Origin of the sequence: Blastopirellula marina (assembly GCF_002967765.1) — a bacterium.
Classification (GTDB): Bacteria; Planctomycetota; Planctomycetia; order Pirellulales; family Pirellulaceae; genus Bremerella; species Bremerella marina_A.
Genome location: NZ_PUHY01000012.1, coordinates 556,256 through 569,611, shown reverse-complemented (window position 1 = coordinate 569,611; position 13,356 = coordinate 556,256). Strand labels below are relative to the sequence as shown.

Below are 13,356 nucleotides of genomic sequence, written 5' to 3'. Positions count from 1 at the left end.
CGAGTGCAGGAAGCACTGGAACCGACCGTGGCTCAAGTCCGAAAAACAGCAAGGAAGTCAGGGATGACGACAGCAAACAAAGGCCCGGCCTCGACCGGTGTTTCTCAAGTTCCACTGCTCGATATCGGCCGCGGCAACGCGCCTCTCAAAGAAGAATTCATGGCGGCCTTCGAGTCGGTGCTCGACTCAGGTCGGTTTCTGTTTGGCCCCGATGTCTTCCAGTTGGAAGAAACATGTGCGTCGGCCTCGCAAACCAAGTTCGGCATCGGTTGTGCCTCCGGAAGCGATGCGTTGTTGCTGGCGATGATGGCCCTCGAAATCGGCCCAGGTGACGAAGTGTTGGTACCGAGCTTCACCTTCTTCGCGACAGCCAGTTGTGTCTGGCGATTGGGCGCGAAGCCAGTGTTCGTCGACATCGAACCGACTTCGTACAACATTGATCCGACTCGCTTGCAAGAGCAGATTACGCCCAATACCAAAGCGATCATTCCAGTTCACTTGTTTGGCCAATGCGCCAACATGACCGAGATCAACAAGATCGCTCAAATGCACAACATCCCCGTCATCGAAGATGCCGCTCAGGCAATTCTGGCGGAACACAATGGCCAACGTGCCGGCAGCATGAGCCTGGCAGGTTGTATCAGCTTCTACCCAACGAAGAATTTGGGTGGCATGGGTGACGGCGGTATGCTGGTCACCAGCGACGAAACGTTCGCTAACAAGCTAAAGCTGTTGCGTGGTCACGGCATGGAACCGCGTTACTACCACCAAGTGGTTGGTATCAACAGTCGTTTAGACACGCTGCAAGCCGCCGCGCTGAACGTCAAAATGAAGCATATGGCCAACTGGACGGCAATGCGTCGTGAGAATGCTCAGAAGTACACACAACTGTTTGCCCATTGTGGATTAGATCTGGTGCTCAGCTTGCCGACTGAGGAAACGGGCAACCACCACGTGTGGAACCAGTACACGATTCGCGTTCCACGCGGAGGTCGTGATCAACTTCGTAAACATTTGGCCGATCACAAAATTGGTAGCGAAATCTATTACCCGGTTCCGTTACATCAACAACAGTGCTTCGCCGGATTGAAAGAAGAATTGGCGCCACTGCCAGAAACCGAAAAGGCGGCTGAAGAAGTCTTGGCGTTGCCAATCTTCCCAGAACTGACCGACGCCGAACAACGAGCGGTTGTATCGTCGATCGCTCGCTTCTATGGTATCGAAGCGAACCTGGATACACCGGCTCAACGTAAGAGTGCCTAACCGGTTGCTAAAAATAAACGAATCGCGAAAAGCGGTCTTCACGGAAGTCCGCTTTTTTTGTTTCGAAGAGGTCACTTTCGCTCATCGGGAGAGATCACGATTCGCCAAGGACATCTAAAATCTGCCAAGCGTAAACGATGCTCCCTCCTAACAAGTAGAGCCACCAGGTTGCAAGTATCAGGCTGCTTACCAACAAACCAATTTCAACGACTCGTCCCATGGCGAAGAGAAATATCACCGCCAAAACGGTAGCCAAAGCTGCTAAGAGTCCAAGAAAGACTCGCAAGAGGAACTTGGCAAAGCGGAATCGAATTCCACGGACTTGAATAAGTCGTTGCTCGAAAAGACCGTCCAGCGTATCAGGCGAAAGAAGCATCAAGCTTAGCCAGACGATTATTGGCGCGAATAGGCCAAATACGAGGACCGGAGCTGCGATCGCTCCCGCGAGATAGACGTCATTTGGGGTCATGCGGTGTCACCTTAGAAATTTGAATCGAAACCGATTCTAGAAGGTGACCGTTGCGTCAGCTACATCCTTATCGATGGCTTATCGAAAAGGCTTCCAGAGTGGCTTCTTCAGCAAGCCAGTGCGTTCTGATGAAGAATCGCCGCTTGATTCGGCTGGTTTGGCAGCCGTGCGCGGGCCAGGCAACGGCACTGTGGCCGGAGTCCAGCTTTGCGAAGTGCCACCTCGAAGATCGATCTTGATGTCTTTCTTCTGCTCGAGCACTTCGCCATCTTCCGTTGTGTAACGGACGTGTAACTGGAGGCTCTCATGTTTTGGCGGCCCTTCGGTCCACGGAATCTTCAGATGAACCCCTTTTCCTAGAAGGGTGCACTGTAAATGATCCGTCGCGTAACTAGCGTCGAAGTCCCAGCGGTCGACAAACGCTTCTTTGCCGGAGTAAGCAGGGTCAAGCAGAACGACCGATACCGGACCTGCGACGTCGACGTACTGTCCTTCCACGTTCTGCGGTTCAATCACCACCATGAGTCCGTCGTCCCCTGCTTTATTGTCGACGCTGTAGCCGCCGGTCAGCTTGGGGTTAAGAACAATTTTGGTGACTACTCGATCCGTGACAACTTCCTCACTCGGCTGAAACTCCTGAAGGAGCGGACCTTCCATTAATTCAGGACCGGGGGCCACGCTCTCAAGTTCTGGCAGGCTGCTCGACATACCCATCTCGATGACTGGGCTGAGCGAGCTCTCCAGTTCCTCCACGTCGACCGTTGTCGCCCGTGAAGTTGGTGTCGGGATCAATTCCTCTTCGATTGATGCGGCAGTTTGGCCCTGAGGGAGACCAAGCTGTTTGCGGAGAGTTTCGTTTTCGCGACGAAGCGAAGCGATCTCGGCTTCCTTTCGCTGCACGATGTCGTGCAAATGATAGACCTTGTCTTCCAGACCGCGTGCTTCATGCTCGAGCAGTTGAATCGACGGATCGGTGGTTCGGCAACCACCGACGATGGCGAACAACGATAGGCAAACCGTTGCGAGTCGAATTGCGTGGTAACGTGATAGCACGTCGATCAAACTTTCCTGGCAAATTGGCCACTTGGCGTCAGGATTCGCTAAAGATCTGACGCGCATGCGGCATAGGTACGAAAATTCGCTATCCAGGTCAAACCCAATGCCACGATAGCAAACGGTAATTGCCATTTCGCCAGTGAGCGAATGCCAGCAAAGGTTAGTCTGCCCATCAGTATGAGGGTAACTGACGGCTAGCGTTATTCGTGGACCGAGACTACAAATCGGAATACTGAGCTTGGTTTGAATTGGTATTTAATCGCCCATACCAAGTTTCAGCTCAACTATATCTACTCCGACCTGAACGATCCGACTTACCGCAGCAGCTTCGCCGATGTCTACGCGGTTCGCTGTCAGATTGATTACTAACGCGGACAAACGTTGCCAAACTTGTCACGGAAGAGGCAAGGCCGCCACGACGCGGCCTTGGTTGTTTCGAATGGCCAGGACTCTTCCAGAATTTGTTTGACACACCGAATCGAACGTGTATTTTCGAGGCACAATCATTCCAGGAATGCCACATCATGCCCTCCCCCGAATTCGTCAAGATTGCCAGCTGGCATAATCCCGCCGATGCTGAGCACGCCAAGGCCGTGCTCAATTGGAATGGCATCGACGCGTTCATCGAGGGAGCTGATCTCAAGACGAGTCTAAGCTACATCGGCTCGGCGCTGGGCGACGTGAAGCTGATTGTCCGTTCGGAAGATTCAAAGCGTGCCCAGAGGTTGCTCGACGAACTAAGTCGCGAGGCCCGTGATCCGATTAACGGACCGTGGTTTTGTGGCGAGTGTGAAGAAGTGATCGAGCCAGGCTTCGATATGTGTTGGTCGTGCGGCCAGCCACGCGAAGAAGTCGAGGCGCCATTTCCAGAAGTCGCCGATTTGGCAACCGAGTCGGATGGTTCTGACCCGCGTGATCCGGCCAATGCTTCGCTCCCAGAGTCGGCCAGCGTGGACGAGACGAACCCATACGCGCCCCCGACAGTCCAGGCAATGTTTGAGAAGATCGAAGCAGAGGACGAGCCAACTTCTCAAGAGGAAGCGGAAGATCTGATCACGCAGTCTGCGAACGCTGCTGTGTTGGGCATTCTGATTCCATTGTTTGGAACGCTCTATTCTTTGTTCCTACTCTTCGCAGCGCTGCGGCTCAGCTGGAACTTTTCTTCTAGGACACGCTATCTGATTTTTCAATCACTGGCGGTCAATTTCGTGGTCAGTTCCATTTGGTTGGCACTGCTGTGGTTGTTCTCGTTGATGTGATGTTTTGATCGAAACAAGAGATTCCGTGAGCCAACTCATTCGGTAAGCGATACGCGGAGAATTACGATGGGTGCGTTTGTTGTCAATTTTCACGTGCAGGGTTCGTCCCAAGATCGAGTCACCGATGTGCTGCAGGGGATCGGCATCGAAGGCGGCTGGATCTCTGGCCCAACTGGCCGCTGGATCAGTTTCTGGGATTCGTTAGCTTCGCGGCAAAACACGGCGCGAATTCAAGAGATCGCTCAACCTTTATCTCGCCAGTTGGAAGCACCCGTCTTTGCCTTTCTAAATCACGATAGTGACTTCATCTGTTATTGGTTGTACGACAACGGGAAGTTGCTGGATGAATACAACTCTTGTCCCGGTTACTTTGACGGCGACACGTCGCAGGAAAGTGCGATGGCTGCCAATTGCGAGCTTCTCAGAAAGTATTGTCGGGCAGAAACCTCAGTCGAGGCTTTGGAGGAGATACTCAAGATTTGGACGCAGGCTGAAGCGATGCAAGGAATTACTTCGCAATATGTCTTCGCGGAAGAGCGACTCAGTGCATTGGCCCCTCACTTAGAGATCAGATCCGAGATGCTTTACACCGATTACGGCGACATCGGGCGTGATGTTCAACCGGAAGAAGTCGGTGCGCTATGGATCGGTCAGGGCGAGCCATCGGATCACCCCGGAATCTTTGAAATGGGCATGGAAGATTTTGAGGGAATGGCGGAGATGGGCGAAGAGTCGCCAGCGGCACGCGTTTCCACTTCGCCCGTTCATGAAGCGGCCATGCGTGGAGATCTCGCGGCGATCGAACGTCTCGTTGGTGAAGGAGCGAACATCAACGAAACGAATCAGATGTTTATCGTCCCGCCGTTGTCTCTCGCCGCAGGAAATGCTTCGCCTGAGTTCCTTCGAAGGATGGTTGAGCTTGGCGCGGACGTTCATTTTCGAGGAAATCAGGGCGTTGGTAGTTCACCACTTCATATGGCCGTGATGGCCGGTAAAGGCGACAACGTTCGCGAACTGATCGCACTCGGAGCGGACGTCAATGAGTACGATCAACACACCGGTACGCTACTGCACGCTGCCGCTATGCGAGGCTCGAAGCCCGTCGTCAAGCTTCTGCTGGAACTGGGTGCCGATCCTACACGCCTAAGCCCCAACGGCGAAACGCCAGCCGACATTGTTCGTAATCAGCTCAAGCAGATGGACGAAGCGATGAAGATGATGCGCGGCATGCCTACACCTCCCCAACTTCAAGAGCATATCGATGGTCTTAAGAAGTTGGAAGAATTCCTTTCTGAAAGCCCCAACGAAGAAAGTTAAACATCATGACTGCAGATCTCGAAGATTGGACCCGTAAGCATTACACGCCTGGCGGCGGAGAACCCTTTCTGTTCTATGTGCTCTTTGGAAAACCAACCGCTGGCAATTCGTTGTCGGCGAGTAAGTATCGTTGTAGCGAAATGCCTGCGGGGATCAAAGTAATGCGATATGGTCCTGAGCAGCATCCCGAGGTTGTCTCGAGTTTCCAGGAAGGTTATCTGTGGGAACAACTTCAGCAAAACGAGCCCGAATTGGCTGAACAGATCGAGCAGTGCGACTCGTGTACGGTATTGCGAGGAAGCCCGGAAGATGATTCGAACCTAAATTACTTGCGAAACACGGTTGGGCTAATCACCTATTTTCTCGATGAAGGATGTTGTGCGGTTTACGACCCACAGATGTTTCAGTGGTGGCATCCAAGAGAATGGAAAGAGCGAATCTTCGAGCCAGCTAAGCCAGTACCGCGAAGTCATACGGTGACCCTTTTCTCACCGGAAGAACATGCCAATGATCGCACCTGGTACCATACCCGCGGCATGCGCAAGTTCGGCCGCCCTGACATCAGCGTCCACAACGTACCGAGCGATCAGAAAAAAGCGGTCGTCGAAATGATTCAACGACTAATCGAGCACCAAGCTTTCGGCCTGGTCGTTCCCGAGGGTAAGGCGATCCGAATGGAAGCGTTACCACCCGGAGGCATCGCCCACCACGGAGGTGATGTAGAAGACCCGGACTTCAATAACGTGCATATTGAAGTGGTGTGGGATGAGTGGAAGTAAGTGTCACGAGGTAGGATCATGCGAACAAGAGCACAACCGTCTTTGGGGCGTCTGACTCCAACTTTCGCCAAGCTTCTTCCGTCAGCAACGTGTAGCTCCAAGTATCACTTCCCTCGGACGAGCGAAACATGCGATACCGGGCTCTGGGCTGGATAAGCTCGTTGATTGTGTTGATGACAGTATGGAATTCGTCCCCATCATCGGGTATGTATTTGACTGGTTTCGTTACGTCTTCGACGGTGATATCTCCTTGTTCCTCGTTTTCATCCAGGTCGAACTCGAAGTCGATTTGCAGTTGCTCCAATTGTTCTTGGATCTCTTCCAGAGCAATGGATAATTCCTCTCGCCAATCGATTACAAGGACCGAATCGCTTTCGCTAAGCAGCCCTTCCAGGTCGATCCAGCGGAAACCATCCTCCCGCTTCCAGCGATGGACTTGGTCGCTACCGGTATCTACTCCAAAGGCGATTAGGAGATCGCTTGCGTCTTTCAATGGAATGATGGTTGTTTCCCACTGCGACATGTGCGGCCCCTGGAAAATTGAAGAACGAAAACAAAAAAAGATGCCCGGCACTATACCGGGCATCTTTCGTGGATTCAATTGTTGAGCCAAACCAACGTTAGTTGGTCATGTGCTCAACTACCTTGTCGATCAAGCCGTACTCAGCGGCTTCTTCAGCGCTCATGAAGCGATCGCGATCGGTATCGGCTTCGATTTGATCGATAGGCTTGCCGGTGTGCTTTAAAAGGATTTCGTTCATGCGGTGCTTGATCCGCTTGAATTCCGTAGCGTGAATCAGAATATCTTCCGCAGTACCCTGCATGCCAGCCAGCGGTTGGTGAATCATCACGCGAGCGTTCGGCAGTGCATATCGCTTGCCAGCGGCACCAGCCGTTAGGAGCACCGCACCCATCGAAGCGGCCTGACCGATGCAGTAGGTCGCAACATCGCAGGTCACAAACTGCATGGTGTCGTAAATCGCCATCCCGGCGCTGACGCTACCCCCCGGTGAGTTGACGTATAAGTTGATGTCAGCCTTAGGATCTTCCGATTGCAGGAAGAGCATCTGAGCCACGATCAGGTTGGCGACTTCATCATTGACGCCAGTGCCCAGAAAGATGATTCGGTCTTTCAGCAAGCGGCTGTAAATATCGAAGACGCGTTCTTCCCGTCCGCTTTTTTCCACCACGTAAGGAATCAGAGGCATGGTATAAGCTCCAGTGTCTGGAATGTGTATTTGAGTATCGGAATGTCGAGATCGTTGAAGGTGGTTGGCGAGTGCCTGGCTTTTTCCTTTTCACCTTAACCCTCTCCCTAAAGGGGCGAGGGTACGAGAATCGGAAGTTCCGGCCAATTTGCCTTTAGTCCTCTTCGCCTGCTTCTGCGGGCGGTTTGTTGAGGATCTCGTCGACGATCCGATATTCCTTAGCCTCTTGGGCGTTCATGTAGAAGTCGCGGTTGACGTCCTTGGCGATCTTATCGATCGGCTGGTCGCAATGTTGAGCGAGAATCTTATTCAGTTCTTCGCGCGTCTTGATGATTTCGTTGGCTTGAATTTCGATGTCCGAAACCTGACCGCCGACGCCACCATGCGGTTGGTGGATCATCACTTTAGCATGCGGCAGGATGAAACGCTTACCAGCAGCACCACCGGCCAGCAAGATAGCGCCACCGCTGGCGGCCAAACCAACGCAGTAAGTGGCGACCGGGCACGAGAGCATATTCATCGTGTCGTAGATGGCCATCGTTGCGGTGACACTACCACCTGGCGAGTTGATGTAGAAGTGAATCTGCTTGCGGCGGTTTTCGCTCTGCAAGTACAGCAGCTGCATCACCAGTTGGTTGGCGTTACCGTCGTAGATCTCGCCCTGCAGGAAGATAATCCGATTCTCCAGCAAGAGATCGTTCAGCGTCATCTGACGCTGCCGTTGGTATTCGGCGTAGGCCATCGCCTGGGGCCCGACGGGTGCATTGAGATAATCAAAATTCATGGTCGTCGATCCTTCCAATTCAAAAGTGCCGCGAAAGGACGCCGTGGCACTGGAACAAACCCACCTGCCCGCCCGGTCCGCTTCCGGCGAAGCAAACATCGAGAAGTACCCTGTTATTGTCTCCAGTTACCAGGGGAAGACAACCGTAGAAGACACTTGGTAAGGGGGCCTGCGAACTTTTTGTACTTTTGCTAACCGGTACGAGCCGGATTATTTTGCCACGGCTAAAGTTTCAGTCCGCTGGAACGCCGAAATTCAGCCAAGCACGTCCTGCTATCACGGCAGAATGTGGAAATAGGTAAACCAAGAAATGACACAAGCCCTGACCGTACGATCAGGGCTTGTGGGTATTTCACAAAGAAACTTCACGGACTATTCGGCGTCCGAAGCTTCTTCCTTCTCGGTGGCCGGGGCAGCTTCTTCCCCTTCACCACAGATCAGGATGTTGACCGCGGCGGTGTTGCCCTGCTGCAGGTCGGCGTCCGTTTCGGTGTGGGTCGCTTCGCTGTTGATCAGGTCGATCACTTTGCGTTCAATGATTTGATTACGCAGCACGTCCATCATGCCCCCCTTTTCCAGTTGGGCACGCACGCGTCGTGGCGATTCACCACGCTGCATGGCGATCTGCATGACTTCCATATCGTAGTCTTGCTGCGACTCTTCGATTTTCTCTTCTTCGGCAATTCGCTCGAGGATGAAGTGCTCCTTCAACGCCTTGCGAGTCGAAGCCATGCTGTTTTGACGCAGTTCGTTTTCGTGAGCACGGATGTCGTCCTCACCAAACCCGGCCGAGCGGAGTTCGAGAGTGGCTCGTTCCAGTTCGCGGCGAGCTTGTCGCTTCAGCAGCTCCGGCGGCAGATCCCAATCGGCGTCCTTGGTCAGCTCTTCGGTGATTTGCTGACGCAGACGTTGCTGCTGGTAGTAGGCCAATTGGCGTTCCATGTCCGACTTCACGTAGTCACGCAAATCGCCTTCGCTTTCAAAGCCGCCGATTTGCTTCAGGAACGCTTCGTCCATTTCCGGAAGCTCCATACGCTTCACTTCCAGGACTTCAATTTCCATCTCGACTTCCTTGCCACGCATTTGCTCGTTGGCAGCTTCGTCGCTGATGGTTAGGGTAGCGGTCTTCTTATCGCCCGCCTTGGCCCCGGTCATTTCCTTACCGAAGTCTTCCCACTTCGCATCTTGGAAGCTCAGCTTTTCGCGAAGACGAATCTGCTCTTCTTCGGCGTGTTCGATCTTCTTGCCGTCGTGCTTGAAGATCAGATTACAGACCAGGAAATCGTCCTTTTCGGCAGCACCTTCGTACGGGGCCAACGAAGCGTAGCGACCAAGAACCTGTGTCAGATGCTTGTCGATATCTTCCTTCTCGAACGACTTGGTCGGCTTTTCGAGTTTCAGACCCTTCCATTTCGGCAGGTCGAACTCTGGGCGGACTTCGATATCGAATTCGAAGGTCAGATCCCCTTCGTCTGGCAGTTCGATCACCGAGTAGTTGAAATCAGGCTCGCTGATTGCCGAGAACGATTGCTCTTCCGTGGCTTGGGTCATGCTGTCCATCAACAGCGTGCCCTTCACTTGGTCCTTAACTTCCGCACGGAAACGCTTTTCAACCAGCTTCTTCGGGGCGAAACCCTTACGGAAACCAGGAACAGCAGCGTTCGGGACCATGTCTTCGATCGCAACGTCAAAGTAACGATCGATGTCCTCACGCGAAACAGTGACCGTGACGTGTCGCTGGCAAGAGCTAGGAGCGTCGACTTTAACGTCGAGCGTCAACTTCTTGGGGGCATCCGCTTCAGCAACCGAACCTTCGGCGTTTTCAATGTCAGGCGAATTCATTCAGCGATTCCGCAAAATCTGGGGTGAACAATCAGAAAGCCCGCAGTATTCGCGGGATTCATTAGCAACTGATGTCAGAGCAGAATGGGTGGGTTTATCCTCACCCACGCCGCGAGACTCGTCACACTGTTTATGCTTTACAGCGTCTCGGATTAAACGTGGCGATGTGGCAAAGCACTGCCAAGAGCCACATCCACCAGATGTTTTGCTGCATTGCGTGTGCCAAATGAGGCACACTTCGCAATGCAATCAAAAGTAAGAGCGGGTGAACGGATTCGAACCGTCGACAACAACGTTGGCAACGTTGTGCTCTACCAACTGAGCTACACCCGCAAAAGGAAAGCAGAATCCCTTAAGGATCCAATTCCCTCATCTAGGAAAGCACCAGTTTAGCGAATAATCGAAACTGGTCTACCCGGGGGAAGCGAAATTTCGCTTGCCAGAGAAGAAAGTATGCCGGATGGATGTTCAATTGTCAATTTAGAGTCGCAGTGAATTGCCGTAACCTTTGGTATATGAAACGGTTAAGGCATATTCTGGAAATGCTGTCAGGGTGTACCATGCTTTCCGTTCGGTGGTGGGTAGACTGAAAGGATTGCGGAATTAGATCGAATCATCATTCGTACGCACTTGGGTATGGAACTGTCGTGTTTTCTCAATCCTATCGAGCTTGCCAACGCCATTGGACGTTTCCCATTCTACTTTTTGGCGTACTTCTAGTGGCCCCAGCAAACGCCGACGCCACAACCAACCACGTTTGGGTTCAACGAACCTTCGATCTAACGAATGCCCTACTCAATGGAGAACGGCTTCCTGAACACTCCAAAGACTACGTGCGCGATGTGTCGGCGCACGTCCTGGCTGCCAAAGGATGTGTTGAAGAAACCCTTTCGTTACTTCCTGCAGGCGTACCGCAGAAAGCAATGAGCTTTCGCTATTTCGCCGCGTCGGGGTTTGCGCAGTGTGGTGATCTGGAAGCGGCGTTTCGCGTCGCAGATCCTCTGCCCCGATACGGAAAGCTACGTGCGTTCACATTGGTTGCGGTGGAACGCATAAAACGTCGTGATATGACTGGCTTACAAGTCGCACTAGCGAAGTGCGATTTGGATTCCTTTGATCCGGAAAATCGCGATAGCACACTTAAGAGTATCGTGAGCAATCTTTCCGAAGTTGGAGAATTAGACGAGGCCCATAAGCTGGTCGAGCGAATCAGCGATCCTGATCTTCGAACGAAACTGGAGGAGCGAATCAACAAAGTGGGCCGCCTTCTTGTTCCCAGCGACCCTGGTTACCTCGACCAACAGATTAGGTTGGCAATCGACCAACAGATGTCGGAAGAAGATCTGCAATATACACGGGCACTGCGTAGCGCGGAGGTTGCTGCTGCGGAAGGTCGAACGGACTTGGCAAAGGTTCAACTCCAAAAAGTGATTGGACTTGTTAAAGAGAATGATTCCAGTAGTAGTGTTCTTAAACTCCTTCAAATCGGCGACGTTGCCGAAAAGGCGGGTGTGCGGCAATTGGCACAAACTGCTTTCGAAGACGCCTTGAAAGAGTACTTGAAACGTGAACATGATCTCTCGATTTTGGGCGCATCGCCCTTTTTCTTGGAGCCGAGCGAACGATGGAAAAGCGTTGGTCGGGTAGTTTCACTCGTTGAAATCGAAGAATGTCTTAGTAAGGCTTGTGAGCGTAAGGATAACGGACTTGTTGCTGCGCTAATAGTTTCTCTTGCCGCCTCAGAGGAACCACAACGCGTTGAGGAACAATATGAGTTGCTGGATAGTCCAGAACAAAAGTGGCTAACAGCGTACTGGATGCTGACGACAGAATAGGGTTTTCTGATGAATTGATGCGTGACATGAACCCGTACGGGTATGGCGACGTAACCTGATAGTGGTATCTCGAATTCACCGAGGCGGAGTTCCAGGGATCAGGGAGACGAAGCACGATGCGCGTGAAGATGATTCTGCCGGCGCTCACCGAAGCGACCAGCCCGCTGTTCCGGCCCATCAAATACAGCCTATTCCCGCCGTTAGGTTTAGCGACCTTGGCAGGTTATCTACGCGATGATGACGAAGTTGATCTGCAGGACGAGCATGTCGAAATCCTGAAGACCGATGACGAGCCTGACATCGTGGTGATTCAGGTTTACATCACCTCTGCCTACCGGGCTTATAAGTTGGCCGACCATTATCGGCAGAAAGGCTGCTACGTTTGTCTCGGTGGGCTGCACGTGACCTCGTTGCCGGAAGAAGCGGCCGTACACGCGGACTCTATCTTCCTCGGCCCTGGCGAAGATATCTGGCCACAGTTTCTTAAGGACTACCGAGAAGGTCATCCGCAGGCTCGATATGTGTCTAAGGTGCGAACCCTCAAACGCCTACCACCGATCCGTCGCGATCTGATCAAACGCCATTTATACTTGGTGCCGAATTCAATTGTCGTGACTCGAGGTTGTCCGCATCATTGCGACTTCTGTTACAAGGATGCATTCTTTCAAGGTGGCCGATCGTTTTATACCCAAAAGGTGGACGATGCCTTAGCTGAGATCGATCGCTTGCCGGGGAAGCATCTCTATTTCTTAGACGATCACATCTTCGGGGATAGTCGTTTTGCTCGCGAGTTGTTCCAAGGGATGCGCGGCATGGGAAGGCTGTGGCAAGCTGCGGCCACGGTGAATTCGCTGCTTAAGTCAGGCATGTTGGAGCTCGCGGCAGAGGCAGGGCTACGGAGTATCTTTGTCGGATTCGAGTCACTGAGCGTGGCAAACTTGCAGGATCACGCGAAAGTGCAAAACCTCAATCGTGACTACCAAGCCGCGATCCGCCGCGTGCACGATGCTGGCGTGATGGTAAATGGTAGCTTTGTCTTCGGGATGGACGACGACGACGCGTCAGTCTTTTCACGCACGGTCGATTGGGCGGTCGAAAGTGGAATCGAAACATCCACCTATCATATTTTGACTCCCTACCCTGCGACCGGACTTTATCAGCGGATGGAAGCCGAAGGACGATTGCTGCATTCTAACTGGGATTTATATGATACGCGGCATACCGTTTTTCAGCCAAAACTCTTAACGGGTGAGCAGTTGGAAACAGGCTACTGGCAGGCGTATCGCCGGTTTTATACGTGGCGCAACATTTTCAAGGGAGCCTCAACTAAGCCCACTTGGTTGCGGTTTGCCCGGCATGCTGCTTACTCTGCTGGCTGGAAAAAGTTTGAAGGCTTGTGGAATCTGGCGATCCGCTTGAAGCAAGTTGGTCAGATGCGCCCTTTGCTGGAAAACATCTTATCAGGGTTAGGACGTGTTCAACCGCAGACGGGCGTAGGCTCGGATGACTCGGTGGAGTTACCGGTGTTGTCGTCAGTAGATTGA

Annotated in this window: 13 protein-coding genes and 1 tRNA gene; 7 read left to right on the top strand and 7 right to left on the bottom strand. The window is 52.7% G+C overall.

Annotated elements, in window-relative coordinates:
* Nucleotides 1–63: 63 nt before the first annotated feature.
* Entirely contained in the window at nt 64–1,263 is a 1,200-nt protein-coding gene (locus C5Y83_RS18725; RefSeq protein WP_105331278.1) for a DegT/DnrJ/EryC1/StrS family aminotransferase, read from the top strand.
* 94 nt (nt 1,264–1,357) lie between these two features.
* Here C5Y83_RS18725 and C5Y83_RS18720 read toward each other — a convergent pair whose 3' ends face one another.
* Both C5Y83_RS18720 and C5Y83_RS18715 read right to left on the bottom strand, forming a co-directional pair.
* The gene (locus C5Y83_RS18720; RefSeq protein WP_105331277.1) at nt 1,358–1,732 is read right to left on the bottom strand and encodes a hypothetical protein; all 375 of its coding nucleotides are present in this window, start codon (nt 1,730–1,732) and stop codon (nt 1,358–1,360) included.
* Between the two features lie 78 nt (nt 1,733–1,810).
* Nucleotides 1,811–2,851, bottom strand: a complete 1,041-nt coding sequence (locus C5Y83_RS18715) for a hypothetical protein (RefSeq protein ID WP_146117825.1) — start codon at nt 2,849–2,851, stop codon at nt 1,811–1,813.
* Nucleotides 2,852–3,031: 180 nt separating this feature from the next.
* Between C5Y83_RS18715 and C5Y83_RS30000 the strand changes: the two genes are divergently transcribed.
* The 4 genes from C5Y83_RS30000 to C5Y83_RS18700 all read left to right on the top strand — a co-directional run bounded on the left by C5Y83_RS30000 (nt 3,032) and on the right by C5Y83_RS18700 (nt 6,143).
* Nucleotides 3,032–3,157, top strand: coding sequence for a hypothetical protein (locus C5Y83_RS30000; protein ID WP_114304690.1), 126 nt, complete (start codon nt 3,032–3,034; stop codon nt 3,155–3,157).
* 155 nt (nt 3,158–3,312) lie between these two features.
* On the top strand, nt 3,313–4,047 hold the full coding sequence (locus tag C5Y83_RS18710; RefSeq protein WP_105331275.1) for a putative signal transducing protein: 735 nt from the start codon (nt 3,313–3,315) through the stop codon (nt 4,045–4,047).
* A gap of 66 nt (nt 4,048–4,113) precedes the next feature.
* A complete protein-coding gene (locus tag C5Y83_RS18705; RefSeq protein WP_105331274.1) occupies nt 4,114–5,364 on the top strand; it encodes an ankyrin repeat domain-containing protein in 1,251 nt (416 codons plus the stop codon).
* 5 nt (nt 5,365–5,369) lie between these two features.
* On the top strand, nt 5,370–6,143 hold the full coding sequence (locus C5Y83_RS18700; RefSeq protein ID WP_105331273.1) for a hypothetical protein: 774 nt from the start codon (nt 5,370–5,372) through the stop codon (nt 6,141–6,143).
* Nucleotides 6,144–6,159: 16 nt separating this feature from the next.
* On the opposite strand, the gene C5Y83_RS18695 is transcribed toward C5Y83_RS18700, so the two are convergent.
* The 5 genes from C5Y83_RS18695 to C5Y83_RS18675 form a co-directional block, all read right to left on the bottom strand.
* On the bottom strand, nt 6,160–6,666 hold the full coding sequence (locus C5Y83_RS18695) for a hypothetical protein (protein ID WP_105331272.1): 507 nt from the start codon (nt 6,664–6,666) through the stop codon (nt 6,160–6,162).
* A gap of 97 nt (nt 6,667–6,763) precedes the next feature.
* A complete protein-coding gene (gene clpP / locus C5Y83_RS18690) occupies nt 6,764–7,351 on the bottom strand; it encodes an ATP-dependent Clp endopeptidase proteolytic subunit ClpP (RefSeq protein WP_105331271.1) in 588 nt (195 codons plus the stop codon).
* A gap of 154 nt (nt 7,352–7,505) precedes the next feature.
* Nucleotides 7,506–8,135, bottom strand: coding sequence for a ClpP family protease (locus C5Y83_RS18685; protein WP_233207279.1), 630 nt, complete (start codon nt 8,133–8,135; stop codon nt 7,506–7,508).
* 372 nt (nt 8,136–8,507) lie between these two features.
* Entirely contained in the window at nt 8,508–9,977 is a 1,470-nt protein-coding gene (tig, locus tag C5Y83_RS18680; RefSeq protein ID WP_105331270.1) for a trigger factor, read from the bottom strand.
* Nucleotides 9,978–10,237: 260 nt separating this feature from the next.
* Nucleotides 10,238–10,310, bottom strand: a tRNA-Gly gene (locus tag C5Y83_RS18675).
* Between the two features lie 314 nt (nt 10,311–10,624).
* Here C5Y83_RS18675 and C5Y83_RS18670 point away from each other — a divergent pair.
* Together C5Y83_RS18670 and C5Y83_RS18665 are read left to right on the top strand one after the other, a co-directional pair.
* A complete protein-coding gene (locus C5Y83_RS18670) occupies nt 10,625–11,812 on the top strand; it encodes a hypothetical protein (RefSeq protein ID WP_105331269.1) in 1,188 nt (395 codons plus the stop codon).
* Nucleotides 11,813–11,928: 116 nt separating this feature from the next.
* Nucleotides 11,929–13,356, top strand: coding sequence for a B12-binding domain-containing radical SAM protein (locus C5Y83_RS18665; protein ID WP_105331268.1), 1,428 nt, complete (start codon nt 11,929–11,931; stop codon nt 13,354–13,356).